Below are 26,034 nucleotides of genomic sequence, written 5' to 3'. Positions count from 1 at the left end.
CTGGCCAGGGGAGTCCTACAGCATCCGCGAGCGGCTGTTGCCCGACAGCCAGCGACCGTCCACCCTGACGTAGTCGGCGGTCGACTCGAGCCGCCACGTGTTCCGCGACCCAGCGATGGTGACGTCGATCGTCCTGCGGGTCACCACCCTCACCGCGTCCGTTGCGACCGGCGTGATGTCGATCGAGTCGTCGTCGATGGTGTGGTAGTCGAAGTAGCCCGACTCGATCTGGTCGAACCACTCCTCGCGCGGCTGGTCATAGCCCGAGATGTGCTCGGAGCGGGAGTCGGGCGCCGATAGCTCCCGGAGCTCTGCTGTGTCCCCGTCGACCATGGCACGCTGGCGGGCCTGGACATTGGCCGCGATCGCCTCGCGGTCGCGCTGACTCAGGTTCTCGGACATCGACGTCTCCTCGGGTGTCGGCTCCTGGCTCGAAGCAGTACTGGTGCTGGGGCTGGAGCTCGCGCTGGTTGGTGCCGCCGTGGTGGCCTGGTCACCGGACTCCGGCGCCGATCGTGAGGACGGTGACGAGCATCGCCGTAGCCCCGCGAGTGGATGTGGTCGTCATGACTCGAGCCTCCCGTCGCTCGTGGAGTCGAGGAAGACCGGCGTGTTCGGGGGAGTGGCACACCTCCCCAGCCACGGCGAGAATGGCTGGCATGCCCTCACGCCCCCGCCACGAGTCGCCGCTCGGCGCCTTCCTCAAGGCACGCCGCGACGGCCTGGCTCCCGAGCAGGCCGGGCTGCGCCGAGGAATCGGGATGCGCCGTACCCCCGGTCTGCGACGCGAGGAGCTGGCTGCGCTGGCCGGCATCAGCAACGACTACTACATCCGCCTGGAGCGCGGCAAGGAGCGGCGCCCGAGCCCGGCGGTGGTCGAGTCGTTGGCGCGGGCGCTCCTGCTCGACGACGCCGAGCGCGACCACCTGCGCGAGCTGGCGCAGCAGGCCGACCGCATGGACCTCGCGGACAACGTCACCGTCGGGTCCGACGTCCCGGCGGGTGTCATCCGCATGCTTGACGCCTTGCGTCCACTCCCGTCGTTCGTCACCAACCGCATCGGCGACTACCTGGCGTGGAACCCGTCCGGCCTGCGCCTGCTCGCCGGACTGTCCGACTGGCCCGAGGCCGAGCGCAATGCGGCGCGCTACGGCTTCCTGCACCCGGCGGCGCGTGAGCTCTACGTCGACTGGGAGGCTCAGGTTGCGGGACTCGTGTCGGCCCTGCGGCGTCTGGCCTCGACCGAGCCCAACGCTGCCGACGTGGCCGCCCTGGTGACCGACCTTCGCCGGACGAGCCCCGAATTCAGCCGACTGTGGGACCGGTATGACGTCGACCTCTACGTCACGGGCTCGCAGCGGCTGCTCCACCCCCTCGTCGGCGAGCTCACCGTCGACTACCAGGTCCTGCGGATCGAGGGGGAGGGCGGGCTGACGATGATGACCTACCACGCCGAGCCGGGCAGCCCGGAGTACGACGCCATGGCCCGCCTCGACTCACCTGTGCTGCCACCCACAGACGGCGAGTAGCCTGCTCGGTTGGCGACAGTGAAGACCCAGTCGTGGAAGGGAAACCAGCCCGCAGCGGATCCGCGCCGGTGTGCATTGGTCCTGCAGGTCGTGGCTACTCGGTCGACAGGCCAGGTCTGGCTCTTCCCCTGCGGGCCCTCGCGCTCGCGGGCTGGACCGTCCATGCTGTTTGGCAGCTGTAGGACCTCGACGACGCGGCTCGCCGTGCAGTGGTCGCGACCGCGGTGCGTGAGCTAGGGGAGAGGACGACCTTCGCCACACACCGCCTCGTGATCGGCAAGTCCCTCGGTACGTATGCCGCAGCGTGGGCGGCCGACGGCTCCGTGCCAGCCGTGTGGTTGGCGCCCTTGCTCACCGACCCGTCATGCGTGGCTGACATCGCTCGCTCGCCAGCTCCCGCGCTGCTTGGCCAGATGGCGAGCCTCCAGGTCGGCCAGGCATTGATCGAGACGATCACCCCGCCCAGCCGAATCGTCGCCGTCGTCGAGAGCCACCTCAAGTGCAACATGAAAGTCCCTTGTGACATAATGTAGATTATCGGCGTTTTGAGTGTGAGGCTGGAAGGGGCGCCATCACCGCTGGCGCCCAAGGGCTGATCATCACGACGTCCTGGTCCTGTGCATCGAGCACCGACGTGGCGCCGTCACCATCGGTGTGGGGCCGGCCGCACAGCCCGGTGATCCGGTCAAGCCTTGATCTTTGTTGCGCCATCGCTAGCGTCTGCTCATGGACATGATGCGCGGCGAGCAGATCGCCCAGGCCGACCTCACCGACGGGCGCAAGCTCGCCCAGGGCCTCCACGCCCGTTATCTGGTCAGCGAATTCTCCACCGGCGCAAGCTTTGTCGCGGCCGCTGGCCGGGCCGGCGATGAGCTTGGGCATCACCCGATCGTGTCGATCGGCCCCGGCTACGTCGACCTCAGGCTGGTCAGCGACGACGCCATCTATCGGGACGACGAAGGCACCGAGCACGTCGTCCAATGGGTGACCAAGCAGGACGTCGACGAGGGCAAGGAGCCGCAGCAGCGCTTCCATGTCGAGGTCTACGTGGCGCCCGAGGTGGTCGAGAGACGGGTCGCCGCCGCCATCGCTGCAGGGGGAACCGTCGTCGACGACACCGATGCGCCTGGTCTCACCGTGATCGCCGACCAGGACGGCAACCCGGGCGTCGTCTGCGCCGACATGTCCGCTGTGCGGCGCATCTGAACCGCTTGCCCGTATGACGCGGTCGGCGGGGTTCGCAAGCCCTAGGTCTTGTCGAGGTCCTCCAGGAGCGTCATGCCGGCTCGTGCTGCCGCCTTGCGATCGAAGGTCAGGGTCTTTCGACACCCGTGCGTGCGGGCGACGGCGGCGATGAGCGCGTCCGCGAAGTCCGCGCCTTCGGCGACGGCCGCCAACGCGGAGGCCAGTGCCTTCCGGTCCTGCAGGACCAGAGCGTCATCGATGGACAGGCGGCGGATGGCGTCGAGCATCTGGTCCGCGGACGCTCGGTAGACCTGCCGCATGACCCACCACGTCTCCACCAGCGCGACGGAGCCCACGAAGAGCGGATCCTGCGGTGACGCGTCTGCGATCACCCTTCGGGCGAGCTGACTCTGGTGCGGATCGTCGCCGGCGAGGAACCGGACGAGGATGTTGGTGTCAACGGCGATCACGGCATGGACTCCCCCGCTGCGGCGGCTATCGCCTCGTCCATGTCGTCCAGGGTGGCCGGCGGTCCGTCACCCCTCAACGTCCCGAACAGATCAAGGACGCTGTGCCGTCGCGTCGTCAGGACGTAGTCCCCACTCTCGTTGCGGGTGAACGTCACCGTGGTGCCGGGCGTCAGGCCCATCTCCTCCCGGACGTCCTTGGGGATGGTGATCTGACCCTTGCTCGTCATCGTGGCAGTCGACATGTGCACCTCCTTACACAAGAGTAAGGAGGTGCAGGGGGAGACGCCAGCCCTGACGCCGGTCGCGCTCACAAGGGGACGGCGACGATCGATCCGAGGTGGCGGCGCAGCATCGCGACCATGTCGACCGACTCCCGGTCCAGGAGCCACTGGACCTGCAGCCCGTCGGTCACGGCGATCAGGATGCGCGCGGCGTGCTCGCAGTCCACGTCGGGCAGCAGCTCCCCGCGCGACTCGGCCAGCTCCAGGGCCTGCCGCAACCCGACCACGAGCCGGTCGTAGCGCCGGACGAAGTACTCGTGCAGCGGGTGGTCGACGGAGGTCCCCTCCGCCGACAGGGTCACGTGCAGGTCGACGAGCTCGGGCGTGTCCCGGCTTCGTCCCACCTCGGCCAGCCAGGCCCGTATGACGTCCACCCCGTCCACGTGCAGCGCGTCGAGGCGCTGCAGGGCGTCCTGGTCCCGCCACGTGAGCACGGCCTGCAGCAGGTCCAGCTTCGTCGGGAAGTGATGCCGCAGCCCCGCGTGCGTCATACCGGCTCGCTCCGCGACGTCTCGGACCGAGCCGTCGCGAACTCCCGCGGCCGAGAACACGGAGACGGCGAGGCCTGCCCCCGCGCTCAGCGTCGACGCACGACCCCGCAGGCCTGGCGGGTGCCGGCGTCACCGGTCGACCGGGTGGCCTGGTCCGGACCGTTCGGCGCGTAGCGCGTCGGGATGATGGCGTAGTTGTCGGGGCTGGAGTGGACGATGAAGGCCGAGCCGTCCTGGTCCAGCAGCCACGCGGCCGTGAACCGGTCGGTGGCGAACGAGAGCGTGGCCCGGCCGTCCTGGCGCACCAGCATCTGCGGCAGGTCGCCTGCGTGGTCGGGGTGCTGCGCCCCGTCGGGGTTGAGGTGGCTCCCGGCGGAGGTGAAGTCGCCCTCGCACCGGCCAACCGAGTGCAGGTGGAAGCCGTGCCAGCCAGGGGTGAGGTGGCTGGCGCGCAGCTCGACCTGGGCGACGCCACGCCTCGAGCTGACCGTCACACGGCCGACGGCCGCTCCGGTCCGATCGACCAGCTGCGCGTGGACGGTGCGGCCCCTCCCGTGGTCGCGGGAGTCTGCGTGGGAATCGGTGTCGGCGCCGGCAGCGGCGGGGCCGATCCCACCGAGCGCGACGGCGGCCAGACCGGCCAAGGACGCTGAGAGTCGGGTGGACAACATCGTGGTCTCCTTCAGCGGGGCGATGCGGACCCCCTCAAGGCTGACCGATGTCGACCCGCGCGACAAGGGCTCAGGGCCGGCGTTCCCGCGTCGTGCGGATCACCCAGATCACCGCAACGGCGATCGCGCCAGCCACGATCGTGTCGACCCCGCGGGCCGTCGCGAGCTCCCCCGGGCCCTCGTTCGGGGAGAGCGGCACCGAGATCGCCAGCGCGAGCAGCGTGATCACGACGCTCCCCACCAGGTAGTTGTGGGCCGTGACCCTGGCGACGCACCAGAGCAGGACGCACAGCAGCGCGACGTAGCCCGCCGTCCCGAGATGGACTCTCGCCAGGGGCGTGAACAGCGCGATCCCGACGAGGGCGCCGACGATGCGGGAGACCGCTCGCACCGTCAGTCGCCCCTCGTCGCCGGGATAGGACAGCACCAGCACGACGACGAGGACGCCCCAGAACGGGTGGGTGTCACCACGGGCCACGCTCACCATGACCGAGGCAGTGACAGCCACCAGCACGCGGACGAGCACCACCCAGGTCGGCGGGCCGGTCGGGCCGGCTGGCACAGGCGCGGAGGCCGGCCGGGACCTCCCCCGCTCGAGCAGCAAGGCGTCCAGGGATCCGGCCGCGATCGCGAGCGCCGACCCCAGGGCGAGGTAGGCCGCAGTCATCGGGATCCCCAGCCCGGTGCCGGTCAGCAGGGTCCCCCCACCCAGCATGAGCACGAAGAAGTACGGCCCTGGCGGTCCCGGGTCGACGAGCCGCGTGACCAGCACCGCCACCACCGACACCACGAGGTATGCCGCCAGCGTCCACCAGGTCGAGCCACCGACCACCATGCCCGAGGCCACCGCCAGCACGAGACCGATGGCAGAGATCAGGTAGGCACGCACCCGCTCCCCCACCGGACGCCCGCCCCCGAACAGGACGACGTAGCTGCCCAGCGCCACCAGGAGTCCCTCGACCGGCCGTCCGATCGCGCTGCGACGACCAGGCCCGCCCAGGCAGGTGCGACGAGCAGCGCCGTGCTGCGCCGCCTCATCGCCGCGGGCCGGAAGGTCAGCAGCGTCTGCCAGGCACCGGGCCTGTGGCCGTTCCTCATGCCGGGATCGTCTCAAGAAGCTAGCGACATCGTCAGCCCCATCACACGTGGGAGGTGGGCCCATGGAATCAATCGTCATACGCGGTCTTGACCAATCAGTGCAGGAGCAGCTCGCTGCCCAGGCCGCGGAGCATGGACGCTCCCTGGAGGCCGAGATCCGCGACATCGTGACCACAGCGGTACGCAGACCCAACATCGCGCTCGCGCTCCTGCAGGCGGCTCGGGCTGCAGGAGGCGTCGACGACCTGCCGATCCCGGAGCGCACCGACCTCGCGCAGGCGGTGGACTTCGCGTGATCGTGCTCGGCCCGAATCCGCTCAGCTAGAGGTGGCTCGGCCGAAGGCCGCGCGGTAGTCGCGGGGGCGCAGCCCGGTGCTGCGGGCGAACACCGAAGCGAAGCCCCCCGGGTCGCGGTAGCCCACCGTCCTGGCCACCTCCGCCACCGTGCGGTCGGTCGTCTCCAGGAGGTGGCGCGCTCGCTGCACGCGCGCCGTCTGCAGGTGCTGCAGTGGACTCTGCCCGGTCTCGGCCGCGACGCGTCGCAGCAGGGTGCGGGTGCTGACGTGCAGGGCGTCGGCCAGCCTCGCCAGGTCGTACGGCTCCGCCAGCGTCTGCTCGAGGTGGCGAATCACCCTGTCGGAGAAGGTCTCTCCTGGTCGTGGCAGCAGCGCGGTGTCGACATACGGGGCCTGCGAGGTCCTGGCCCCGTCGAGCAGGGCGATGCGGGCCGTGGCTCGGGCGACGCGCGGGCCGTCGTGCTCGGCGATCAGGCCGAGGGCGAAGTCGTACATCGCGCTGAAGGCGCCCGTGGTCGTGACCCCGGCGTCCGTCACGACCAGCTCGGCGGGCACCACGTCGGCGTCCGGGCAGCGCCGGGCGAGCTCGTCGGCGAACAACCAGGACGTCGTGGCCCGACGACCGGCCAGCACGCCGGCCTCGGCCAGCACGAAGGCACCGACGCAGATCGACACGACGGCCCGCCCGGCCGCCGCGTGCGCGGACACGACGTCGGCCTCCGGACCGAGCGTCGTGACGTGCTCCCGGAGCCCGGCGACGTCGGGCGCCTCGAAGCCCGGCACGACCAGCACGTCCACGTCCAGGTCGCCCGACACCGCGATCGGTGTCCCGCCGGAGGCCACCACCCTGCGGCGCGGCGAGACCACCGACACGGCATACCCGGCCTCGCCGCTCCCCCGCGCCACACGGCTCGCCATCGTCAGCAGGTCGGGCACGCCATACACCTCGGACGCGAAGCAGCCCGGATGCGCGAGCACCCCGATGCGCAGTGCGGCCATGGCCCCTCCTCGGCGTCGTGGCGAGATCACCCCAGCGTATGGCGATCCCGCCGCTGTCCTTGCGGTGCCCGCTCGTTCAGGCTGGAGGCATGACGACGTCGGACACTCGTGACAGCACGCCCGGCCGGGACGATCGGGACGACCCGCACGAGGACTTCGCCCGCCGGGAGGTCGCGGTGGACGGCGTCGTCAAGCGCGTCCTCGTCGCGGGTCGCGGGCCGGCGGTCGTGCTGATGCCGGAGATGCCGGGCATCAGCCCCGACGTGCTGCGGCTGGCGCGGTGGATCCGGGACGCGGGGTTCACCGTCTACGTCCCGTCGCTGTTCGGGCGGGACGGCGCCTACCCCACGGCGGAGGGCTACGAGGTGGCCCAGCGGGCCTGCGTCAGCAAGGAGTTCCGGGCGTTCGCCGGGGGTGGCACGAGCCCGGTGACCGTCTGGCTGCGGGGCCTGGCCCGGGTCGCGCACGCCGAGTGCGGCGGACCGGGTGTCGGGGCGGTGGGCCTGTGCTTCACCGGGAACTTCGCCCTCACCATGACCCTAGAGCCGGCGGTGGTCGCGCCGGTGGTCAACCACCCGTCCCTGCCGCTGGACGACCCCGGCGGGGTGGAGCTGGACGAGGCGGACCAGGCCGCTGTCCGCGAGCGGGTGGACCGGGACGGACTGACCGTCCTGGCCTACCGCTTCGACGACGACCGGTGGTGCACCGGACAGCGGTTCGCGGCCTACCGCCGGCTGCTGGGGGACGCCTTCGACGGGCGCGTGCTGCCTGGCGCCGCCGCCAACCCTGCTCCCCCACCGTTCTTCGAGCACGTGGTGCAGACGCCCCACAGCGTGGTCACCGCCCACCTCGTCGACGAGGCCGGCCACCCCACGGTGGTCGCGCGGGACGAGATCCTCGCGTTCCTGAGCGACCGGCTGCGCGTGGGTATGCCGCAACCGCCCGCCGAGGCGGGGAGCCGCTGAGCCGCCGGGCATCGGCGTACGACGTCCGGGCAGCAAGAGGCCCCCGACACCAGTGGTGGCGGGGGCCTCTCGTCAGGCTGGTGAGCCTAGGTGCGTGGTGATTAGCCGATCACGGTGATGTTCGACGCCTGCAGACCCTTGGGGCCCTGCTCGGTGTCGAACTCGACCTTGGCGCCCTCGTCGAGCGAGCGGTAGCCGGTCGAGTTGATCGCGGAGAAGTGCGCGAAGACGTCAGCAGAGCCGTCCTCGGGGGCGATGAAGCCGAAGCCCTTCTCGCCGTTGAACCACTTCACGGTGCCAGTTGCCATGTCAGAACCTCTTTCTGAGGGCGGTCACCCGGACCTCGGGGACGCGCGATGTCGATGATGCTTGTCACGGACAGGCTCAGAAATACGGTTCGATCCCGTGTGGATCAGCACCGCCTTGCTGTGCACATCAACTTCAACAACGCGGCCAGCCTAACCCACTCGGGCGCCGTGGACGAATGCAACCGCCCGACGGGCGGGGTCAGTCGACCGAGGTGATGGTCTGGTCCTGCCCGCCGAAGGTGAAGGTGTCGCCGGCCCGCAACCCGTGGATCAGGTCATAGATCGGGGCGTCGGTCGCCATGCCCTCGTAGGTGATCCCGCCGGACTCGAAGGCGTCCGTGGGCACACCGATGACGTAGTGCTGCCCGTCCAGCTCGACGATCGCGCCCGGCCCCACGACGTCGCGCTCGGACACGTCCAGGGACCGGGCCTCCTTGAGGTCGAGCCGCTCCTGGGCGTCCGCCCGGCCGAAGATGTCGTGCAGGTCGCCCGCCTCGTCCCGCTGGGAGTCGTCGTCGACCCGTCGCTCGTCGGGCGCACCCGCACCGGCGGCCGCCTGCTGCGCCGTGCTCGAGGTGCCGGCGGCAAGACGCGTCCGGAGGTAGGCGATGAGGTCGTCCTTGACCTGCTGCTTGCTGCGGCTGTCCATGGATCAAGCCTAGGCGCCGACGTACTCGGCCAGGTGCTTGCCGGTCAGCGTGTCCCGCCGGCGCACGAGCTCGGCGGGCGTGCCCTCGAAGACGACGCGTCCGCCGTCGTGCCCCGCGCCCGGACCCAGGTCGATGATCCAGTCCGCGTGGGCCATGACGGCCTGGTGGTGCTCGATGACGACCACCGACTTGCCACCGTCGACCAGCCGGTCGAGCAGGCCGAGGAGGTTCTCGACGTCGGCCAGGTGCAGGCCGGTGGTCGGCTCGTCGAGCACGTAGGTCGTGCCCTTGTCCCCCATCTGCGAGGCGAGCTTGAGTCGCTGCCGCTCGCCGCCGGACAGGGTGGTGAGCGGCTGACCGATCGTCAGGTAGCCGAGGCCCACGTCCTCGAGCCGCTGCAGGATCGTGTGCGCGGCCGGGATCCGGGCGTCCCCCTCGGCGAAGAACGCGCACGCCTCGGCCACCGACATCGCCATGACCTCGGCGATGTCCTTGCCGCCGAGGTGGTACTCCAACACCTCGGGCTGGAAGCCCTTGGCCTCGCACACCTCGCAGGGCGTCGACACGGTGTCCATGAAGCCGAGCTCGGTGTAGACCACGCCCGCCCCCTTGCAGCTCGGGCAGGCGCCCTCCGAGTTCGCCGAGAAGAGAGCGGGCTTGACGCCGTTCGTCTTGGCGAAGGCCTTGCGGACGGGCTCCAGCAGACCGGTGTAGGTCGCCGGGTTGGACCGCCTCGAGCCCTTGATGGCGATCTGGTCGATGACGACGACCTCGTCGCCGCGCAGCGACCCGTGAATCAGCGACGACTTGCCCGAGCCGGCGACCCCGGTCACCACGCACAGCACGCCGAGGGGGACGTCGACGTCGACGTCCTGCAGGTTGTGGGTCGAGGCACCTCGGATCGGGAAGGTCGACGACGACTCCCGCACGGTCTCCTTGAGCCGTGCCCGGTCGTCCAGGTGGCGTCCGGTCAGCGTGCCGCTGCGCCGCAGCCCGGCGACGGTGCCCTCGAAGCACACCTCGCCTCCTGCGGCTCCGGCGCCTGGGCCCAGGTCGACGACGTGGTCCGCGATCGCGATCATCTCGGGCTTGTGCTCCACGACGAGCATGGTGTTGCCCTTGTCGCGCAGCCGCACCAGCAGCTCGTTCATCCGCTGGATGTCGTGCGGGTGCAGGCCGATCGACGGCTCGTCGAAGACATAGGTGACGTCGGTCAGCGACGACCCGAGGTGGCGGATCATCTTGGTGCGCTGGGCCTCTCCCCCGCTCAGCGTCCCGGCGGGCCGGTCCAGCGACAGGTAGCCCAGCCCGATCTCGACGAACGAGTCGAGCAGGTGCAGCAGCCCCGTGAGGAGCGGCGCCGCCTGGGGGTGCTTCAGCCCGCGCACCCAGGCCGCGAGGTCGGTGATCTGCATGGCGCAGCACTCGGCGATGTTGACGCCGTCGATGCGCGAGTCGAGCGCGTGCTGCGCCAGGCGGGTGCCGTCGCAGGCGGGGCAGTCCTGGAAGACGACCGCCCGGTCGACGAAGGCCCGGATGTGCGGCTGCATGGCCTCGCGGTCCTTGGACAGCATGGACTTCTGGATGCGCGGGATGATGCCCTCGTAGGTCAGGTTGATGCCCTCGACCTTGATCTTGGTCGGCTCCTTGTGGAGCAGGTCCTGCAGCTCCTTCTGGGTGAACCGCGCGATCGGCTTGTCCATGTCGAAGCCGAAGCCCGAGAAGATCCGGCCGTACCACCCGTCCATGCTGTAGCCCGGGACCAGGATCGCCCCGTCGGCGAGGGAGCGGGTCTCGTCATACACCGCTGTCAGGTCGAAGTCCGAGACCTTGCCGGTCCCCTCGCACTCGGGGCACATGCCGCCGGTGATCGAGAAGGTGCGCTTCTCCTTGGTGCCCTTCTTGGCGCCGGTCTGGATGGTGACCGCGCCGGCCCCGGACACCGAGGGGATGTTGAACGCGTACGCCTGCGGCGAGCCGACGTGCGGGGTCCCCAACCGGGAGAACAGAACTCGCAGCAGGGCGTTGGCGTCCGTCGCGGTGCCGACGGTCGAGCGGATGTTGGCGCCCATGCGCTCCTGGTCGACGAGGATCGCCGTCGTCAGGCCCTCGAGGTGGTCCACGTCCGGGCGCGCGAGGGAGGGCATGAAGCCCTGCAGGAAGGCGCTGTAGGTCTCGTTGATCATGCGCTGCGACTCGGCCGCGATGGTCGCGAAGACCAACGAGCTCTTGCCCGACCCGGACACCCCGGTGAAGACGGTCAGCCGGCGCTTCGGCAGCTCGACGCTGATGTCCTTGAGGTTGTTCTCCCGCGCGCCGTGCACGCGGATCAGGTCGTGGTGGTCGGCGCTGTGCTGCGTCATCGGGTCTCCGTCCGTCGGACCTGTGGGCTCAGGTCGCACGCGCCATTGTGGCGCCTCGCCCAGTCGAGAGCACCCAGCTGGCGGGTCCTCTCGGTGCGGCGCTCCAGCCCGGTCCCCCACCTGGCCGTATGACGTCTCCGCCGTCATCGGTGGTTGTAGGTATACAATGGTTGCATGAATACAACTAAGACGGTCACGACGGCCGAGGTCTGGACCCTGCTGGCGGCGGTGTTCACCGACCATCGGCACCTCTGGCAGCCGCTGGTCGTCGAGCGGATGGGGCTTCCCTTCAGCCGGTTCCGCGCCCTGCGGCGGATCGAGCGCCGGCCCATGAGCGGTGCCGGCCTGGCGGCCGAGCTGGGGGTCGACGCACCCGCGGCCAGCCTGATCGTGAGCGACCTCGCCGACCGGGGCCTGGTCCGCAAGGAGCCCGACGAGTCGGACGGCCGGCGCAAGATCGTGACGGTCACGCCGCAAGGACGCGCGCTCATGGACGACATCCGGGCCCTGCCCGGCCCCGTCCCCGGCCTGGAGGCCCTGTCCCCGACCGAGCTGTCCACGCTGCACACCCTGCTCGCGAAGGTGCAGGGACACCGGTGAGCGCGCCGGCCGCCACGGCCCGCCGCTCCCGTCAGGACTCCTCCAGCCGATGGCTCGTCCTGGCCATCTGCTGCCTGAGCATCTTCGTCGTCGGGCTCGACATCTCCGCGCTCAACCTCGCCCTGCCGTCGATCCAGCGCGACCTGCACGTCTCCGACTCCCACCTGCAGTGGATCCTCGACTCCTACACGGTCGTGCTGGCCAGCCTGCTCATGCTGTCGGGATCGATCGCCGACCGCGTGGGCCGCCGACGCGTCTTCCAGACCGGCCTCGTGACCTTCGGCATCGGGTCGGCCTGGTGCGCCTTCGCCACCTCGGGGGACATGCTGATCGCGTCCCGCGTCCTCCAGGCGGTCGGGGGCTCGATGATGAACCCCGTCGCGATGTCGATCATCACCACCACCTTCACCGATGCGCGCGAGCGCGCCCAGGCCATCGGGTTCTGGGGCGGCACGATCGGTCTGTCGATGGCACTCGGGCCCGTCGTCGGCGGCGTGCTCGTCCAGACCCTGGGGTGGGAGGCGGTCTTCTGGATGAACGTCCCGGTCACCCTGACCGCGTTCGTCCTGGCTGCGCGCTACGTGCCCGAGTCGCGCTCCCCACGGCCACGTCGCCTCGACCCGGTCGGGCAGCTGCTCGTCATGATCGTCCTGGCCACGGTGACCTTCGCCCTGATCGAGGGTCGCGAGGCGGGGTGGACCTCGATCGTGGTGCTGGCCTGCCTGGCCGCGGCGGCCGGGTCGCTGATGGCCCTGGTGGTGGTCGAGCTGCACCTGCCCGAGCCGCTGATCGACCCGAGGTTCTTCCTCAGCATCCCCTTCAGCGGCGCCGTCCTGTCCGCCGTCGTCGGGTTCGCCGCGCAGTCCGGGTTTCTGCTGGTCAACACGTTGTACCTCCAGGCCGAGCGTGGCCTGTCACCCCTGCACGCCGGGCTGATGACCTTGCCCATGGCCCTGGCCACCGGGTTCTTGTCGCCGGTGTCGGGGCGGATGGTCGGTGCGCGGGGGCCTCGGGCGCCGATGGTGCTGGCCGGGATCGGGATCGCCGGATCGGCGGCGGTGCTCGGATCCCTGACGGCGACCACCGACACGCTCGTCCTGCTCGCCGCCTACGCGTTGTTCGGCCGCGGGTTCGGTCTGCTCAACGCCCCCATCACCAACGCCGCCGTCACAGGGATGCCCCGGCACCAGGCGGGTGTCGCGTCCGCCGTGGCGTCGACCTCGCGCCAGGTGGGCACGGCCCTCGGGGTCGCGCTCTTCGGGACGCTGACCTTCTCCGCGCTGGGCTCAGGGACGAGCAGACTCGCGATCGCCTCGCACACGGCTTGGCACGTGATGCTGGCGTGCGGCATCGCCCTGGTCGTCGTGGCCCTGCTCGTCACCACGGACGCGGCCAGGCGCAGCAGCGACCGGGTCAGCGCGCTGCTGGGCTCCTCGTGACCCGCGCGCCGCGCGCCGGTCTGGCCGGATGGCGCGGGCGATGCGGGTGGCGTCGATCCGCAGCTCGCGGAACATCCCCGAGATGGGGTTGGTGAAGCCGGTGAAGTACAGACCCGGCAGCGCGGGCTCCGCCCCGTGCGAGCGCGGGAGCCCCCGGGCGTCCAGGACGCCGAGGTCACCGACGAGGGGCTCGAGGTTCTGGCGGTAGCCGGCGGCCACGACCACCGCGTCGGGGCGCAGCCGCGAGCCGTCGGTCAGCACGACCTCGTCGCCCTCGAAGCGCGCCGGGCTCTTGACGGGGACCACCGATCCGCTCTGGATCGAGCCGACGATGCCGACGTCCTGGACGGGGATGGTGCCGGCGAGGACCTTGGAGTAGAGGCCGCCTGACGGGCGCGGCAGGCCGTGGGCGGACAGGTCCGGCGTCTCCAGCCTCAGCATCCGGTCCTGGAGGCGGTCGACCACGCGAACCGGCAGGTGCCGCACCATGATCCCGAGCAGGTTGGCGGTCATGGGGCCGCGGTCGCGCACCAGGATGTAGGGCGGGGTGCGGACGCCGATCCACACCGGACCGGCTCCGTGCTCGACCAGGTCGGTGGCGATCTCCGCGCCGGTGTTGCCGATCCCCACGACGAGCACGCTTCTGCCGCGCCAGGGTTCGCCGTTGCGGTAGGCGGACGCGTGGATGATCTCGCCCGTGAACGACTCCGTCCCCGGCCAGGTGGGCATGGCGGGCGTGTTGTTGTATCCCGTTGCCACGACGACGTTCTCGGCATCCAGCCTCGCGCCGTCCGCCGTCGTGACGGTCCAACCGCCGTGCTGCTGAGCAAGATCGGTCACCTCGACGCCGGTGCGGACGTCGAGGCGGTGGTGGGCGGCATACAGCTCGAGGTAGCGCACGACGTCGTCGCGCGACACCCACCGGCCGAACCTGCGCGGGATCGGATAGCCCGGCAGGCCGGACAGCTCGCGCGGGGTGTGCAGGTGCAACCGGTCGTAGTGGCCGCGCCACGAGCTCCCCACTCCTGCAGCCTTGTCCACCACGGTCACGGTCTCGCCGCGCTGCTGCAGCGCCGCCGCGACCGCCAGCCCGCCGGGGCCCGCGCCGACGACGACGGTGCTCATCGCTCCCCCTCGTGGGTGATCCGGTCCTGGCGCTCGCAGGCCTGCCGCGAGCCGCGGTCGGTCAGGCCGGGCAGGAACCGGTCCGAGCGCCACAGCGCCTGGGCGAGCAGACCGACCGGTATGACGGTGCTCCCGGCCTCCACGCCGCGGATCGCCCTGCGCGCCACCGTCTCCGGCGTGGTGAGCCGCGGCTGCAGGGTCCTGGCGTAGCGGCGGAAGTCGCCCGCGTGCGTCGTGGCGTCGTAGGGCTCGTCCAGCAGCTTGGTGTCGACGAACGCCGGGCAGAAGACGTGCACCCCGATCCCCTGGGCGGCCACCTCGAGGGCGAGCCCGCGGGAGAACGCCACGACGGCCTGCTTGCTCACGGTGTAGGGCAGCATCCGCGGCGAGACCATCAGCCCTGCAAGGGAACCCGTGTTGATGATGGTGCCGCTCCCCTGCTCGCGCATCACCGCCAGCGCGGCGCGGGAGCCGTTGACCACGCCGAGCAGGTTGACGTCCAGGGCGCGACGCCAGTGGTGGTCGTCGAACTCCTCGAACGGGCCGTTGACGAGGATGCCGGCGTTGTTGACCATCGCGTCGAGGCGACCCTCCGTCGCCACGACCTCGCGGACCAGGTCGTCCATGGCGGCGGCGTCGGCCACGTCGACGCCCCGCGCCGTCACGGTGAGCCCGTCCGCCCTGAGCTCCGCGGCGGTGCGCTCCGCTGCAGCGGCGTCGATGTCGGCGATCACCACCCGCGAACCTCGTCGCCCGATCTCGACCGCGAGCGCCCGACCGATGCCGGCGGCTCACCCGGTGACCAGGCTGACCCTGGGTGCGAACGGCGTCCTTGCCATCGTGTGCCTCTCGTCGGGCCGCGTCGCGGCGCTGCAGGTGGGCACACCCTACTGGCTGGTAACAAGCCGCGGGAGGGGTCCTCCTCCGATCGGCGCCGGCCGTGCGCGCAGCGGGGCACCGGCAGTACCCCTCTCGGGCGAGCCTCCCGCGGCATACGACCCTGCGGTTGGATGGAGCGTGCGGCGCCGGACCGGGTGCCGCCCCCGTTGCGAGAGAAGGTCACCCATGTCCCCCCAGGTTCCCAACGTCACGCTGGACAACGGTGTCGAGATGCCGATCCTCGGGTTCGGCGTCTACCAGATCCCCCCGGAGGAGACCGAGCAGGCCGTCTCGGACGCCCTCGCGGCGGGCTATCGCCACGTCGACACCGCTGCGGCCTACGGCAACGAGGCGGCCGTCGGGCGGGCGATCGCCGCCAGCGGGATCTCCCGCGACGAGCTCTTCGTCACCACCAAGCTGTGGATCCAGGACGCCGGCGAGCAGGCCGCCCGCACGGCCTTCGAGCGCTCCCTCGAGCAGCTCGGGCTGGACCGGCTCGACCTCTACCTCATCCACCAGCCGTACGGCGACTACTACGGCTCCTGGCGCGCGATGCAGACGCTGCTGGGCGAGGGCGCGGTGCGTGCGATCGGCGTCTCCAACTTCCACCCCGACCGGCTCGTCGACCTGGTCGAGCACAACGAGGTCGTGCCCGCCGTCAACCAGATCGAGACGCACCCCTTCCACCAGCGCCGGGCCGACCAGGACCTCATGCGCGAGCTCGGCGTCCAGCACGAGTCCTGGGGCGGCTTCGCCGAGGGGAGGAACGACCTGTTCACCAACCCGGTGCTGAGCGAGATCGGCGAGGCGCACGACAAGTCCGTCGCGCAGGTCGTGCTGCGCTGGCTGGTGCAGCGGGACGTCGTGGTGATCCCCAAGTCCGTGCGCGCCGAGCGGATGGCGCAGAACATCGACGTCTTCGACTTCACCCTCACCGACGACGAGATGGCCCGCATCGCCGGCCTGGACACGGGCGAGTCGCTGTTCTTCGACCACCGCGACCCCGGCATGACCAAGACGCTGGGCGGGGTCCGCATCCACGACTGAGCGGTCACGCCCGTCAGACGGCGTGGGCCTGCCCGTCAGACGACGTCCCACGCCAAGAACCGGGTCGCCCTCGTCGTGCTCGCCCACGAGGCTCACCTGGTGTGACGGCCGGTCTGTCCCGTCAGATGCGCTGGGCGCCACCGCCCAGCATGGCTCCGGTGGCCACTCCCTCGACGGCGGGGTTGCGACCCCTGGCCTTCTCGTGAGGGACGTAGTCGTCGTCCGGCCAGGGCTCACGCTGGTCGTGCCCGGCCTGGGCCAGCCGCTCGGAGAAGGGCAGGTCCGCCCGCCTCACGGTCTCGGGCTCGTGCTGGTCGCGCCTCATCGGTGCCACCCACTCTCGTCCGCGCACCCACGCGACGGCGCGTCGGCGCTGATCCGTCCAGCGTACGCGGCTCCCCTGGACGCCGGACGCGCCCGCGACCAGCCGGGCGGGCTGATCGCGGGCGCGTCGCGTCGCTGCGGTGAGTTGGCGCGGTGCCGCGTCAGGCCGTGGTGCTCCCGGACCGCTCGGAGACTGGGGCGTCGTCCTCGGCGCGCCGGGGCGCGTGACCCAGGCTCAGGGTGATCACGGCGGCACCGACCAGGAGGGCCCCGACCATCCACAGGGCGGGCTTGGCGCTGCCCGTCAGGTCGATGCTGAACCCCGTGACGAAGGGTGCGGCGAAGCCCGAGATGTTGCCGAGCGAGTTGATCAGCGCGATGCCGGCGGCGGCACCCGCGCCGGTGAGGAAGGCGCTGGGCAGCGACCAGAAGACGGGCAGGGCCGCGCAGACCCCGATGGCGGTGAAGGTGATGGCGACCATGACGGCGAACGGCGACTGCTGGTAGAGCGCGACCGGGATCGAGACGCCGGCGACGACCGCCGGCACCGCGACGTGCCAGCGCCGCTCCCCCGTCTTGTCGGAGTGGTGACCGTTGGCCACCATGGCCACGGCGCCGAACAGGAACGGGACGGCGACGATCATGCCGGTCTCGACGAGGGAGAACTTCGTGCCGAACTGCTTGGCGAAGCCCGCGACGATCGTGGGGAGGAAGAAGCTGAGCGCGTAGAGCCCGTAGCAGACACCGAAGTAGACGAACGACAGCGCCAGGACGCGACCGCTCGTCAGCGCCTTGCGCACGGACCAGCCGTGGGCGCGCTCGGTCTCGCCCTGCTCGTGCGCCATGCGCTCCGTCAGCCAGGTGCGCTCCTCGGCGGAAAGCCACGTCGCGTCGTCGGGACGGTCGGTGAGGTAGAACCACGCGATGACGCCCAGGATGACGGCCGGGACGGCCTCGACGAGGAACATCGCCCGCCATCCCTCGAGCCCGAAGAAGCCGTGCAGGTTCTGCACGAGCAGGCCCGACAGGGTGGCCCCGAGGGCGGAGGACAGCGGGATCGCGACCAGGAACATCCCGGTGATCCTCGCGCGGTCGCGGGCGGGGAACCAGTAGGTGAGGTAGAGGATCATGCCCGGGAAGAACCCGGCCTCGGCGATGCCGAGCAGGATGCGCAGGCCGTAGAGCCACTGGTGGTTGGGGACGAAGGCCATCGCCGCGGCGACGATGCCCCACGAGACGAGGATGCGCGCGATCCACCGCCTCGCGCCGAACCTGTGCATGGCCAGGTTGCTGGGCACCTCGAAGACCAGGTAGCCGATGAAGAAGAGCCCGGAGGCCAGGCCGAACATCGTCTCCGTGAGGGCGAGGTCCTTGGCCATCGTCAGCTTGGCGAAGCCGATGTTGGTGCGGTCCAGGTAGTCCACGAAGTACATGAGCGCCATGAAGGGCACCAGCCGACGGGCGACCTTGGCCACGACGCGACGCTGCAGCGCGTCGTCCGTCGCCGGGGTCGCGCGGTGCGCGGTCGAGCTCATCGGGGGTCCTCCAGGGAGTCGTCGTTCAGGGCAGGGTTCGGTGCAGGGGTCGGTGCAGCGCTTCGCTCGGCCGGCACGTCGGGCAGGGCCTTGCCGGGATTGAGGATGTCGTGGGGGTCCAGGGCGCGCTTGACGGCGTGCTGCATGGCGGCGACGACCGGCGAGACCTCGCGGGTGAGCCCGGGGCGCTTGAGCAGGCCGACGCCGTGCTCGCCCGTGACCGTGCCGCCGAGGTCGAGGGCGTCGCCGATGATGTCCTCGAAGGCCGCCTGCGCAGCCGAGGTGGCCGCGGGGTCGTCGGCCGGGACGATGAGCAGAGGGTGCAGGTTGCCGTCACCGGCGTGCGCGATGTTGGCGATGAGCACGCCGTGCCGCTCCCCCGTCGCGACGATGCGGTCCAGCATCTCGGGCACGGCACCCATCGGGACGCACACGTCCTCGGTGAGCACCGGGCCGAGGCGCTCCAGGGCTGGGTAGGCGAGCCGTCGGGCGGCGAACAGCGCCTCCGCCTCGTCGTCGTCGGTGGACAGGGCCGCGAAGGTCGCGCCGGCTCCCTCCATCGCCGCCAGGATCGTCGCGGACTCGTGGTCGCCCGTGGCGCCGGCGGAGTCGACGCGGGCCAGCAGCAGGGCGCCCGCGTCGACCGCGAGGCCCATGTTCTTCCACCGGTCCACGGCCTCCAGGCAGTGCCGGTCCACCAGCTCGAGGGCCGAGGGTATGACGCCGCTCGCGCCGATCGCCGCCACGGCGCGGCCGGCCGCCGAGACGTCCTCGAACTGGCCCGCGATGGTGCGCTCGGCGGGACGGGCCGGACGCAGCCGCAGGGTGATCTCGGTGATGATGCCGAGCGTCCCCTCGGAGCCGACCATGAGGCTGCACAGGTCCAGGCCCGCGACCCCCTTGGCGGTGCGGCGCCCGAGGCTGACGACCTCGCCCGTGCCGGTCACCACCTCGAGCCCGAGCACGTAGTCACCCGTCACGCCGTACTTGACGCAGCACACGCCCCCGGCGTTGGTGGCGACGTTGCCCCCGATCGTCGACCACGGGGAGCTGGCCGGGTCCGGTGGGTACCACAGGCCGTGGCGCGCCGCCTCGGCCCGTAGGTCGTCGTTGACCACGCCGGGCTCGACGACGGCGAGGCGCTCGCGCTGGTCGATCTCACGGATCGCGGTCATGGCCTCGAAGGACACGACCACCGATCCGGCCGTGGCGTTGGCCCCGCCCGACAGACCGGTCCCGGCTCCTCGCGGCACCACCGGCACCGCGTGGTCGCGGCACCAGCGGACCAGCGTGGCGACCTCGTCGGTGCTCCGGGGCCGCACGACGGCCAGCGGAGGCGCTGACGGCGCCCACTCCGCGTCGTCGTGGGCGTAGGACACGAGCCGCGAGGGGTCGGTGATCACCCGATCGGCGGGCAGCAGGTCCAGCAGGGTGGCGATGGTCATGGGTCTCCGGTGGGCCGACGTCGTTGTCGCCGCGGGATCCGCGACGGGGTACCCGGGCAAAACTAGGCTGCTGCAGGCATGACCACGAGGGGTGAACCCTCCACATTCCGCAACGGTAGGTGTGGGGAACGCCCACAGCGGTGTGGGATCGTTGCCCCGTGCGACCCACCTGGCTGACCCTCGTGCTCGACGACGCGGACGACGACCGGCTCGCCGCCCACCTGGCGTCCTGCCTCTCGGAGGCCGCTCCGGGCACGGAGCCCCTGGCCCATCGTGAGGCCGAGCGCGCCCGCAGGCTGCGGGATCTCGTGCGGCAGGGCCGGCGGCGCACCGCCGAGCTCGGGGTCGTCAACGACCTCTCGCAGCAGCTGGCCCGGCTGCACGACCCCACGGAGGTCCTGCGCGAGGTCGCCCGTCGCGCCAGGCTGCAGCTCGGCGCCGACGTGGCCTACCTCATGCTCCCCGACACGGACGGCACCCTGCCCATCCAGTACGTCGATGGGGCCCTGGGCCACGGCTTGCGGCGGACCCGTCTGAGGCCGGGCGAGGGCATCGGTGGTCGCGTGTTCGAGACCGGCCAGGCGTTCTGGAGCGGGGACTACCTCACCGACGAGACGCTCCGGCACGCGACCGGGGTCGACGAGGTGGCCGCCCAGGAGCGGCTCGGCGGCATCCTCGGGGTCCCGCTGCGCACGGGCGAGGAGGTGACCGGGGTGCTGCTCGTGGCCGAGCACCGTCCTCGCGCGTTCACCGACGCCGAGGTCGTGCGGCTCAGCGCGCTCGCCGCCCCGGCCGCCATCGCCATCCGCAACGCCCAGCTCATCACCCAGCGCGAGGCGGCGCTGCGCTCCCAGCAGGAGGCGGCGGCCCTGCACGACGACCTGACCGGCATCGTCGCCAACCGTGGCGGCCTGCCCGAGGTGGCGGCCGCGCTGGCTCGGGCCCTCGGGGCGGGTGTCGTCATCACCACCACCTCCGGGCACGTGGTGGCGAGCAGCGACCCGGGTCTCCGCCCGCCTCGTGCCGACCGGGTCGGGGGGTCGACGGCGGGGTTCTCGACGGGGTTCTCGACGGGGTCCTCGACGGGGTCCTCGTCTGGGTCCTCGTCTGGGTCCACGACAGGGTCCACGACGGCGCCCTCGGCCGGGGCGGGCTGGCACTGGGTGCCGGTCCGGGCGGGCGGCGTCGACCACGGCCGGCTGTGGGTATGCCGCGCGCAGAGCCTGACGCCGGCGGACGTCCGCAGCACCGAGCGAGCTGCCCTCGTGATCGCCCTGTCCATGGCGACCGAGCGCGAGCTGGCCGAGCAGAGCCGCCGGGGCGGGGCCGAGCTGGCGGCGGCGCTGTTCGTCGACTCCCCCGATCCGCAACGGGTCCGTCGCCGGGCCGAGGCCGTCGGCCTGGACCTGGGGCGCGTGGCGACCGTCGTCGTCGTGGGCGCCGGCGGGCCGGGCGCGGAACGGGTGCTCGCGAGGATGCCGAGGGCGTGGTCGGGCGAGGTGGGCGAGAACACCGTGGCCCTGCTCGACCAGACGGCTGACGAGGTCAGGGACGTCCTCGGACCCGCGGTCGCCCATCACGTGGTCGTCGCCGCCGTCCCGGGCGCGCACGGTAGCGCGGCCATACCTCGCCTGGAGCGTGCTCCGACCAGCGCGGGCGCGAACGGATCGGCGGCCGCCGGCGTGACGGCCGTCGCCGCGGCCTGGCGCCGGGCGGACCGGGGCCTCGGCGTCCTCACGACGCTGGGCAGGCCACCGGCGGTGGTGCGGGCCGAGGACCTCGGCGTCCTGGCGGCGGTGCTCTCGAGCGCGGCCGAGGGGGCCGGCGGGGAGCACGTGCGCTGGCAGCTGGGTCCGCTGCTGGACCGCGACGCCGCCTCCGGCAGCGACCTCGTGGGGACGCTCGGCGCCTACCTGTCGGCGGGCCGGTCGCACGCCGCGACCGCCGCCCGCCTCGGCGTGCACACCAACACGCTCTACCAGCGGCTGCACCGGATCGACGAGCTGCTCGGCGAGCGGTGGCGAGAGCCCGAGCGAGCCTTCGAGCTCAGCCTCGCCCTCGAGCTGCACAGGCTCTCGGAGCGCGTGGGCGGGCCTGCCGGGTGACCCCTCGTCAGTGACCGAGACCGTTGCTCTGCAACGGGAGTCGCACGGCCTCGGGGCCGTAGCGGACGACGGTCGCCAGGCTCGCCGGACGGATGTCGAGGTCGTAGAGGGACTCCGAGTCGAACCACCGGAACTCCATGCCGGGCACCAGTGCCTGGGAGGAGGTGCGGTTGACCTTGGCCTCGAAGGCGAGGTTGATCTCGTGATGAGCGACCCCGTCCAGCTCGAAGGCGTTCTCCACGACGGCTATCAGGTCCGCGACCTTGGCCTCGAGGCCGAGCTCCTCGAGGATGTCCTTGTGCAGGGCGTCCTTGGCCGACTCGCCCAGGGTCACCGGGCCGCCGGGCAGGAACCAGTAGTCGTGGTCCTCGAGCCGGGTCAGCAGCACGCGGGGCCCGCTGCGGATCACGGCCGAGACGACGACGTCGAACTTCTCCGGTCGGTTCGCCATGGCACGACTGTAGTCATGGGCCGAGCCGCAGGACACCCTGCACCGTCGATCACGTCAGCCGATCACGCCGGTCGAGCAGGCCGGGCCGAGGGGAACGCCGATGGGGACGCCGAGGAGACGGCCCGCGAGACGACGTCCCCGAGAGGCGAGACGAGAGCGCGGGTCAGGCCGCTCCCGGCAGCAGGAACCAGCCCACCGCCAGCAACACGGGAAGGATGAACGGGCCCAGCACGAGGAACGCGACCCGCCCCGGGGAGCGCCACCTGCGCAGCCCGTTGACCAGCACCGCACACCACCCGGCGACCGTCACCAGCAGCCACCACGGTTGCACGGCCATCCCGGAGACGGCGATCGGATAGAGCAGGGGGAGCATGACCGCGAGGAACCACACGATGGCGGCCCCCGCGGTCCAGTCGGCCCGGGTGAGAGGCCTCCCACGGTCGTGGACCGCGGCACCGTTCGTCGAGGTCTGCATGGTGCACCTCCTCGTGCTCAGCCTACGCCCGGCCGGGGCACGGGCCCCCGTGCTCCTCGCGGTGCAGGAGCGAGATCGTGGCGGCCTGCACCTCGTAGCGGGACTGCGCGCCGCCCGGTGTCCGGTAGAAGCGACGTCTCAGGGCGCCGTGGACCTCCACGTGATCCCCATCGACGAGCTCGACGGCCCGCTCCTGCACGTCGCCCGGCCAGCAGGTCACGTCGATGGTGTCCACCGTCGGGGGGCGCCGGCCCTCCTCGGCCGCCTGCGGGTCGGGCGGCCGAGGCACGACCACCCGCAGGCTCACGAGGAGGACCTCGCTCGGCAGCGCCCTGAGCTCGGGCTCTCCGCTCACCCGCCCCCGCAGCCGGACCTCGTTGCACACCGCACCCGCGCCATCCGCATCCGCCACGTCCACCTGCACCATCTCCGCTCCTGCGCTGCTGCCCGCGCCCACCGATGGCGGGGTCGAGGACCACGGTGGCAGCGGGTCGGCATACGACCAAGGACCACGACGGAGGCTGTGGACGACGACGCCGGGAACGCGTCAGCCTGTGGACGAAGGGGCGCCACAACGACGTCCCAGCCGCACGACCGCGCGCGGCTCCGCCGTCGCCGGCTCGATCGAGACAGGGACCTCGCGACCACCGTCCAGCACCACCACCAGCTCGGTGGGTCCGGTCCAGCGGGCCGAGGTCATGGTGCCGCCCGCGTACTCGCCGTTGAGGCAGGCGGCCGGCCACCAGCGCGCAGACGGCCCCCACTCGCGGTGACGGATGACGACGGTGGTCATGGGCGACACCAGGTCCCCGTCGCTGACGATGTCGGCCTCGTAGGGGTCGATCCCGGCCTGGGCTGGAGCCGGCAGGACCACCTCGTCGCGACCAGGGTTGACCCCCACGCTGAGGACCATCCCGATCAGGCCGAAGGCCGTGGCGCCCAGCGCGGCGAGCAGGATGCGGACCACGAGCCGTCGCTGCGCGTCGACCGCCACCAGCGAGACGCCCCACGCGACGAGCAGGTAGCCGGCGAGGCCGAGGACGACCGGGTGGTCGAGGAGCTCGTGCACGAGCAACGAGCTGGTGGGGTTGAGCCGCCCCCAGGCCGCGGCGAGCAGCGTCGCGACCCCCGCGGCGATCCACCACGGGGCGCGCCGGCGCCCGTCACCCATCAGTCGTCGTCGTCCTTGCGCTCGCCCCGGCGGATGAGCGAGCCCATGCCGGGCAGGCCCTGAGCCGCGTGAGCCAGGTCGGTGACCGACTCGAGGATCTGGTGCACGTCGGGAGCGATGCGGTCGATCTGCAGGAGTGCCTCCGGGAGCCGGTCGATCATGCCCACCAGGGCCAGGACCTCGTCGCGCTCGACGCTCGCCACCACCTCGGAGGCGATCGGCAGGGCCTTGTCGGCCAGCGCCGTGAGCGGCTCCACCATGGGCTGCAGCCTCGGGAGGGTCTGCTCCCCCACCGCCGTCAGCGCCTCGGCCCGGGCCACCAGCGCGGCCGCGCGCGCCGACGTCTCCGCGGCAGCGTCCGCGACCTCGTCGACGTGCGCCCGCGTGAGGGCGGCCTGGGCGAGCAGCTCCTCGGCCTGCTCCAGCAAGGCCTCCCCGCGGCCGACCATCGCCTCGACGCGGTCGATCAGGTCCAGGGCGCGGGGCCACAGGTCGGCGGCGTCGGTGACCCCGTCCTTGACGGTGACGGCGGCGGTGAGCAGGTCGTGGGGTCCGGGGATGCGCATGAGCCCATCATGCCCCGGCGCCTCGTCGAGCAGGATCGCTGTCACCGGCCCGACCGGCCAGTAGGCTCTGGCCCGGCGACCTCGACGGCGAGGTCCCCGGCCGAGGAGAGACCGCATGCCCAGCAGCACCGACCGCAGCGCCGAGGCCCCCGACCTGCCCGAGGGGACGACGGGTCGTCGCCGCAGCACCCGCCACCAGCGTGCGTGGTACTGGTACGACTGGGCGAACTCGGCCTACGTCACCACCACCGCCGCGGTGCTCATGGGCCCCTACCTGACCACCGTCGCCAACCGGGCCGCCTGCCCCGACCAGCCCGTCGGCCAGAGCTGCACCGCGCACCTGTCGGTGCTGGGCATCCCGGTCGCCCCCGGCTCGCTGTACTCCTACACCACCACGGTGACCACCGTCGTGTCGGCGCTGCTGCTCATCGTCGTGGGCGCCGTCGCCGATCGTTCCCTGCGTCCCCAGCGGCTCCTGGGCTGGTTCGCCGGCGTCGGCGCCGCGGCCGCGAGCGCCATGGTCCTCGTCCAGGGGACGGCGTGGCAGCTCGGCGTCGTGCTCATCATGGTCGCCTCGGTGTGCCTCGGGTCGTCGATGGTCGTGTATGACGGGATCCTGTGCCGCGTCGCCCCGCCCGACGACCGGGACCGCGTGTCCTCGCGCGGGTGGGCGCTCGGCTACGTCGGCGGCGGCCTGCTGCTGGCCGCGAACTTCCTGCTGCTCAACCTCGGTCCTCGGGTGGGGATCGGCACGGAGACCGCCGTGCGGATCAGCCTGCTGAGCGCCGGGCTGTGGTGGGGGCTGTTCACCGTCATACCGGTGCTGGGTCTGCGCGACCTGCCGGCCCGGCCGCTCGCCGAGGGGCTCCCGCCCGAGGCCGCTCCCGAGCGCGGCGCCGTGCGAGGGGCGTTCGCCCAGCTGCGCGACACCTTCGTCGAGTTGCGCGGCTACCCGCAGACGCTGCTGTTCCTGCTCGCCTACCTGTTCTTCAACGACGGGATCCAGACGGTCATCGGGTCCTCCAGCCTCTACGGCACGCTCGAGCTGGGCCTGTCGCAGAGCCAGGTGCTGCTGACCTTCCTCGTCGTGCAGTTCGTCGCCGTGGGTGGCGCCCTGATCTTCGGCCGGGTCGCCGGTCGGATCGGCGCCTGGCGCACGGTGCTCGGCGGGCTCGTGGTGTGGACGCTCGTCGTCGGGGTGGCCTACTTCGTCCCGTCCGGGGTCTTCACCGCGTTCCTCGCGCTCGGCATCCTCATCGGCCTGGTCATGGGAGGGACGCAGGCGCTGGCGCGGTCGCTCTACAGCCAGCTGGTGCCGCGGGGTCGCGAGTCGGAGTTCTTCAGCCTCTACCAGGCGATGGAGCGCGGGACGAGCTGGTTCGGGACGCTGCTGTTCGGCGTCGTCCACCAGCTGACCCACTCCTACCGCCTGTCGATCGTCGCCCTGGTCGCGTTCTTCGTCATCGGCGGGGTGCTCCTGTCGCGGGTCGACATGCGCGAGGGGATCCGCGCGGCGGGCAACGAGGCGCCCGCCGTCGTCTAGAATGGTGTCTTTGGGTGCCAACC

At 71.7% G+C, this 26,034-nt stretch carries 28 protein-coding genes and 1 pseudogene; 9 read left to right on the top strand and 20 right to left on the bottom strand.

The window, feature by feature from the left end; all coding sequences use genetic code 11:
* Window positions 1-15: 15 nt before the first annotated feature.
* Entirely contained in the window at window positions 16-402 is a 387-nt protein-coding gene (locus tag B4K29_RS11540) for a nuclear transport factor 2 family protein (protein ID WP_286959453.1), read from the bottom strand.
* A 257-nt stretch (window positions 403-659) separates the two neighbouring features.
* Between B4K29_RS11540 and B4K29_RS11535 the strand changes: the two genes are divergently transcribed.
* Both B4K29_RS11535 and B4K29_RS11530 read left to right on the top strand, forming a co-directional pair.
* Window positions 660-1,529 carry a helix-turn-helix transcriptional regulator gene (locus B4K29_RS11535; protein WP_286959459.1) on the top strand — a complete coding sequence of 290 codons (870 nt, stop codon included), beginning with the start codon at window positions 660-662 and terminating at the stop codon, window positions 1,527-1,529.
* Window positions 1,530-2,255: 726 nt separating this feature from the next.
* Entirely contained in the window at window positions 2,256-2,735 is a 480-nt protein-coding gene (locus B4K29_RS11530) for a VOC family protein (RefSeq protein WP_286959466.1), read from the top strand.
* 41 nt (window positions 2,736-2,776) lie between these two features.
* Here B4K29_RS11530 and B4K29_RS11525 read toward each other — a convergent pair whose 3' ends face one another.
* From B4K29_RS11525 to B4K29_RS11505, 5 genes are all read right to left on the bottom strand, one after another.
* Window positions 2,777-3,184 (bottom strand): PIN domain-containing protein, encoded by a 408-nt coding sequence (locus B4K29_RS11525; protein WP_286959470.1) that lies wholly within the window; start codon window positions 3,182-3,184, stop codon window positions 2,777-2,779.
* Window positions 3,181-3,426 (bottom strand): AbrB/MazE/SpoVT family DNA-binding domain-containing protein, encoded by a 246-nt coding sequence (locus B4K29_RS11520; protein WP_029210612.1) that lies wholly within the window; start codon window positions 3,424-3,426, stop codon window positions 3,181-3,183. The genes B4K29_RS11525 and B4K29_RS11520 overlap by 4 nt, the downstream gene beginning before the upstream one ends.
* A 65-nt stretch (window positions 3,427-3,491) precedes the next feature.
* Window positions 3,492-4,016, bottom strand: a complete 525-nt coding sequence (locus B4K29_RS11515) for a TetR/AcrR family transcriptional regulator (protein ID WP_029210613.1) — start codon at window positions 4,014-4,016, stop codon at window positions 3,492-3,494.
* Window positions 4,017-4,042: 26 nt separating this feature from the next.
* A complete protein-coding gene (locus B4K29_RS11510; protein WP_286959474.1) occupies window positions 4,043-4,627 on the bottom strand; it encodes a superoxide dismutase family protein in 585 nt (194 codons plus the stop codon).
* A 70-nt stretch (window positions 4,628-4,697) separates the two neighbouring features.
* Complete coding sequence (locus tag B4K29_RS11505) at window positions 4,698-5,573, bottom strand: FUSC family protein (RefSeq protein ID WP_029210615.1); 876 nt, start codon at window positions 5,571-5,573, stop codon at window positions 4,698-4,700.
* Between the two features lie 214 nt (window positions 5,574-5,787).
* Between B4K29_RS11505 and B4K29_RS11500 the strand changes: the two genes are divergently transcribed.
* Entirely contained in the window at window positions 5,788-6,021 is a 234-nt protein-coding gene (locus tag B4K29_RS11500; RefSeq protein WP_239264970.1) for a FitA-like ribbon-helix-helix domain-containing protein, read from the top strand.
* Between the two features lie 21 nt (window positions 6,022-6,042).
* On the opposite strand, the gene B4K29_RS11495 is transcribed toward B4K29_RS11500, so the two are convergent.
* Window positions 6,043-7,020 (bottom strand): GlxA family transcriptional regulator, encoded by a 978-nt coding sequence (locus tag B4K29_RS11495; protein ID WP_286959471.1) that lies wholly within the window; start codon window positions 7,018-7,020, stop codon window positions 6,043-6,045.
* Window positions 7,021-7,109: 89 nt separating this feature from the next.
* Between B4K29_RS11495 and B4K29_RS11490 the strand changes: the two genes are divergently transcribed.
* The gene (locus B4K29_RS11490) at window positions 7,110-7,985 is read left to right on the top strand and encodes a dienelactone hydrolase family protein (RefSeq protein WP_286959478.1); all 876 of its coding nucleotides are present in this window, start codon (window positions 7,110-7,112) and stop codon (window positions 7,983-7,985) included.
* 101 nt (window positions 7,986-8,086) lie between these two features.
* Here the strand turns inward: B4K29_RS11490 and B4K29_RS11485 are convergent, their stop codons facing one another.
* The 3 genes from B4K29_RS11485 to B4K29_RS11475 all read right to left on the bottom strand — a co-directional run bounded on the left by B4K29_RS11485 (window position 8,087) and on the right by B4K29_RS11475 (window position 11,306).
* Window positions 8,087-8,293 carry a cold-shock protein gene (locus B4K29_RS11485; RefSeq protein ID WP_019285853.1) on the bottom strand — a complete coding sequence of 69 codons (207 nt, stop codon included), beginning with the start codon at window positions 8,291-8,293 and terminating at the stop codon, window positions 8,087-8,089.
* A 199-nt stretch (window positions 8,294-8,492) separates the two neighbouring features.
* Complete coding sequence (locus B4K29_RS11480) at window positions 8,493-8,942, bottom strand: hypothetical protein (protein ID WP_286959467.1); 450 nt, start codon at window positions 8,940-8,942, stop codon at window positions 8,493-8,495.
* Between the two features lie 9 nt (window positions 8,943-8,951).
* Entirely contained in the window at window positions 8,952-11,306 is a 2,355-nt protein-coding gene (locus B4K29_RS11475; RefSeq protein WP_286967366.1) for an excinuclease ABC subunit UvrA, read from the bottom strand.
* A gap of 174 nt (window positions 11,307-11,480) precedes the next feature.
* Between B4K29_RS11475 and B4K29_RS11470 the strand changes: the two genes are divergently transcribed.
* Together B4K29_RS11470 and B4K29_RS11465 are read left to right on the top strand one after the other, a co-directional pair.
* A complete protein-coding gene (locus tag B4K29_RS11470; protein WP_034251664.1) occupies window positions 11,481-11,906 on the top strand; it encodes a MarR family winged helix-turn-helix transcriptional regulator in 426 nt (141 codons plus the stop codon).
* Window positions 11,903-13,162, top strand: a pseudogene (locus tag B4K29_RS11465) (MFS transporter); the annotation flags it as partial. The gene B4K29_RS11470 and the pseudogene B4K29_RS11465, both read left to right, overlap by 4 nt.
* A gap of 30 nt (window positions 13,163-13,192) precedes the next feature.
* Here the strand turns inward: B4K29_RS11465 and B4K29_RS11460 are convergent.
* The gene (locus B4K29_RS11460) at window positions 13,193-14,470 is read right to left on the bottom strand and encodes a flavin-containing monooxygenase (RefSeq protein ID WP_286967363.1); all 1,278 of its coding nucleotides are present in this window, start codon (window positions 14,468-14,470) and stop codon (window positions 13,193-13,195) included.
* Window positions 14,467-15,252 carry an SDR family NAD(P)-dependent oxidoreductase gene (locus B4K29_RS11455; protein WP_286955966.1) on the bottom strand — a complete coding sequence of 262 codons (786 nt, stop codon included), beginning with the start codon at window positions 15,250-15,252 and terminating at the stop codon, window positions 14,467-14,469. Before B4K29_RS11455 ends, B4K29_RS11460 begins: the two co-directional genes overlap by 4 nt.
* A 283-nt stretch (window positions 15,253-15,535) precedes the next feature.
* On the opposite strand from B4K29_RS11455, the gene B4K29_RS11450 reads away from it, so the two are divergent.
* Window positions 15,536-16,396, top strand: coding sequence for an aldo/keto reductase (locus tag B4K29_RS11450; protein WP_286955884.1), 861 nt, complete (start codon window positions 15,536-15,538; stop codon window positions 16,394-16,396).
* A gap of 121 nt (window positions 16,397-16,517) precedes the next feature.
* On the opposite strand, the gene B4K29_RS11445 is transcribed toward B4K29_RS11450, so the two are convergent.
* The 3 genes from B4K29_RS11445 to B4K29_RS11435 all read right to left on the bottom strand — a co-directional run bounded on the left by B4K29_RS11445 (window position 16,518) and on the right by B4K29_RS11435 (window position 19,700).
* A complete protein-coding gene (locus B4K29_RS11445; RefSeq protein ID WP_029210625.1) occupies window positions 16,518-16,730 on the bottom strand; it encodes a hypothetical protein in 213 nt (70 codons plus the stop codon).
* A gap of 151 nt (window positions 16,731-16,881) precedes the next feature.
* The gene (locus B4K29_RS11440; RefSeq protein ID WP_286967360.1) at window positions 16,882-18,255 is read right to left on the bottom strand and encodes an MFS transporter; all 1,374 of its coding nucleotides are present in this window, start codon (window positions 18,253-18,255) and stop codon (window positions 16,882-16,884) included.
* Window positions 18,252-19,700 carry an FAD-binding oxidoreductase gene (locus B4K29_RS11435; RefSeq protein WP_286955888.1) on the bottom strand — a complete coding sequence of 483 codons (1,449 nt, stop codon included), beginning with the start codon at window positions 19,698-19,700 and terminating at the stop codon, window positions 18,252-18,254. The genes B4K29_RS11440 and B4K29_RS11435 overlap by 4 nt, the downstream gene beginning before the upstream one ends.
* Window positions 19,701-19,858: 158 nt before the next feature.
* On the opposite strand from B4K29_RS11435, the gene B4K29_RS11430 reads away from it, so the two are divergent.
* Window positions 19,859-21,805 (top strand): helix-turn-helix domain-containing protein, encoded by a 1,947-nt coding sequence (locus B4K29_RS11430; protein WP_286955890.1) that lies wholly within the window; start codon window positions 19,859-19,861, stop codon window positions 21,803-21,805.
* Window positions 21,806-21,812: 7 nt separating this feature from the next.
* Here the strand turns inward: B4K29_RS11430 and B4K29_RS11425 are convergent, their stop codons facing one another.
* The 5 genes from B4K29_RS11425 to B4K29_RS11405 all read right to left on the bottom strand — a co-directional run bounded on the left by B4K29_RS11425 (window position 21,813) and on the right by B4K29_RS11405 (window position 24,468).
* Window positions 21,813-22,256: an NUDIX hydrolase gene (locus B4K29_RS11425; protein WP_239264949.1), complete on the bottom strand. Its 444-nt coding sequence runs from the start codon at window positions 22,254-22,256 to the stop codon at window positions 21,813-21,815.
* A 163-nt stretch (window positions 22,257-22,419) separates the two neighbouring features.
* Window positions 22,420-22,731: a hypothetical protein gene (locus B4K29_RS11420; RefSeq protein WP_286955893.1), complete on the bottom strand. Its 312-nt coding sequence runs from the start codon at window positions 22,729-22,731 to the stop codon at window positions 22,420-22,422.
* A 22-nt stretch (window positions 22,732-22,753) separates the two neighbouring features.
* Window positions 22,754-23,158, bottom strand: coding sequence for a single-stranded DNA-binding protein (locus B4K29_RS11415; protein WP_019285866.1), 405 nt, complete (start codon window positions 23,156-23,158; stop codon window positions 22,754-22,756).
* Between the two features lie 120 nt (window positions 23,159-23,278).
* Window positions 23,279-23,902: a hypothetical protein gene (locus B4K29_RS11410; RefSeq protein WP_286955895.1), complete on the bottom strand. Its 624-nt coding sequence runs from the start codon at window positions 23,900-23,902 to the stop codon at window positions 23,279-23,281.
* Window positions 23,902-24,468 carry a hypothetical protein gene (locus tag B4K29_RS11405; RefSeq protein ID WP_286955896.1) on the bottom strand — a complete coding sequence of 189 codons (567 nt, stop codon included), beginning with the start codon at window positions 24,466-24,468 and terminating at the stop codon, window positions 23,902-23,904. The genes B4K29_RS11410 and B4K29_RS11405 overlap by 1 nt, the downstream gene beginning before the upstream one ends.
* A 115-nt stretch (window positions 24,469-24,583) precedes the next feature.
* Here B4K29_RS11405 and B4K29_RS11400 point away from each other — a divergent pair, with 115 nt between their 5' ends.
* Window positions 24,584-26,011 carry an MFS transporter gene (locus tag B4K29_RS11400; protein WP_286955897.1) on the top strand — a complete coding sequence of 476 codons (1,428 nt, stop codon included), beginning with the start codon at window positions 24,584-24,586 and terminating at the stop codon, window positions 26,009-26,011.
* Window positions 26,012-26,034 lie beyond the last annotated feature (23 nt).

The organism is Arsenicicoccus sp. UBA6765 (genome assembly GCF_002453335.1).
GTDB classification, from domain to species: Bacteria; Actinomycetota; Actinomycetes; order Actinomycetales; family Dermatophilaceae; genus Arsenicicoccus; species Arsenicicoccus bolidensis.
The sequence above is the reverse complement of the archived record's forward strand: the minus strand, read 5'-3'. Positions and strand labels throughout refer to the sequence as shown.

Excerpts from the sequence above, each read along its gene's own strand:
- B4K29_RS11405 (WP_286955896.1), bottom strand. The coding sequence starts at position 24,468 with ATGCGCATCCCCGGACCCCACGACCTGCTCACCGCCGCCGTCACCGTC.
- B4K29_RS11420 (WP_286955893.1), bottom strand. The coding sequence starts at position 22,731 with ATGCAGACCTCGACGAACGGTGCCGCGGTCCACGACCGTGGGAGGCCT.
- B4K29_RS11400 (WP_286955897.1), top strand. The coding sequence starts at position 24,584 with ATGCCCAGCAGCACCGACCGCAGCGCCGAGGCCCCCGACCTGCCCGAG.
- B4K29_RS11530 (WP_286959466.1), top strand. The coding sequence starts at position 2,256 with ATGGACATGATGCGCGGCGAGCAGATCGCCCAGGCCGACCTCACCGAC.
- B4K29_RS11540 (WP_286959453.1), bottom strand. The coding sequence starts at position 402 with ATGTCCGAGAACCTGAGTCAGCGCGACCGCGAGGCGATCGCGGCCAAT.
- B4K29_RS11495 (WP_286959471.1), bottom strand. The coding sequence starts at position 7,020 with ATGGCCGCACTGCGCATCGGGGTGCTCGCGCATCCGGGCTGCTTCGCG.
- B4K29_RS11510 (WP_286959474.1), bottom strand. The coding sequence starts at position 4,627 with ATGTTGTCCACCCGACTCTCAGCGTCCTTGGCCGGTCTGGCCGCCGTC.
- B4K29_RS11500 (WP_239264970.1), top strand. The coding sequence starts at position 5,788 with ATGGAATCAATCGTCATACGCGGTCTTGACCAATCAGTGCAGGAGCAG.
- B4K29_RS11520 (WP_029210612.1), bottom strand. The coding sequence starts at position 3,426 with ATGTCGACTGCCACGATGACGAGCAAGGGTCAGATCACCATCCCCAAG.
- B4K29_RS11475 (WP_286967366.1), bottom strand. The coding sequence starts at position 11,306 with ATGACGCAGCACAGCGCCGACCACCACGACCTGATCCGCGTGCACGGC.
- B4K29_RS11415 (WP_019285866.1), bottom strand. The coding sequence starts at position 23,158 with ATGGTGCAGGTGGACGTGGCGGATGCGGATGGCGCGGGTGCGGTGTGC.
- B4K29_RS11535 (WP_286959459.1), top strand. The coding sequence starts at position 660 with ATGCCCTCACGCCCCCGCCACGAGTCGCCGCTCGGCGCCTTCCTCAAG.
- B4K29_RS11425 (WP_239264949.1), bottom strand. The coding sequence starts at position 22,256 with ATGGCGAACCGACCGGAGAAGTTCGACGTCGTCGTCTCGGCCGTGATC.
- B4K29_RS11485 (WP_019285853.1), bottom strand. The coding sequence starts at position 8,293 with ATGGCAACTGGCACCGTGAAGTGGTTCAACGGCGAGAAGGGCTTCGGC.
- B4K29_RS11435 (WP_286955888.1), bottom strand. The coding sequence starts at position 19,700 with ATGACCATCGCCACCCTGCTGGACCTGCTGCCCGCCGATCGGGTGATC.
- B4K29_RS11450 (WP_286955884.1), top strand. The coding sequence starts at position 15,536 with ATGTCCCCCCAGGTTCCCAACGTCACGCTGGACAACGGTGTCGAGATG.
- B4K29_RS11410 (WP_286955895.1), bottom strand. The coding sequence starts at position 23,902 with ATGGGTGACGGGCGCCGGCGCGCCCCGTGGTGGATCGCCGCGGGGGTC.
- B4K29_RS11440 (WP_286967360.1), bottom strand. The coding sequence starts at position 18,255 with ATGAGCTCGACCGCGCACCGCGCGACCCCGGCGACGGACGACGCGCTG.
- B4K29_RS11470 (WP_034251664.1), top strand. The coding sequence starts at position 11,481 with ATGAATACAACTAAGACGGTCACGACGGCCGAGGTCTGGACCCTGCTG.
- B4K29_RS11460 (WP_286967363.1), bottom strand. The coding sequence starts at position 14,470 with ATGAGCACCGTCGTCGTCGGCGCGGGCCCCGGCGGGCTGGCGGTCGCG.
- B4K29_RS11480 (WP_286959467.1), bottom strand. The coding sequence starts at position 8,942 with ATGGACAGCCGCAGCAAGCAGCAGGTCAAGGACGACCTCATCGCCTAC.
- B4K29_RS11490 (WP_286959478.1), top strand. The coding sequence starts at position 7,110 with ATGACGACGTCGGACACTCGTGACAGCACGCCCGGCCGGGACGATCGG.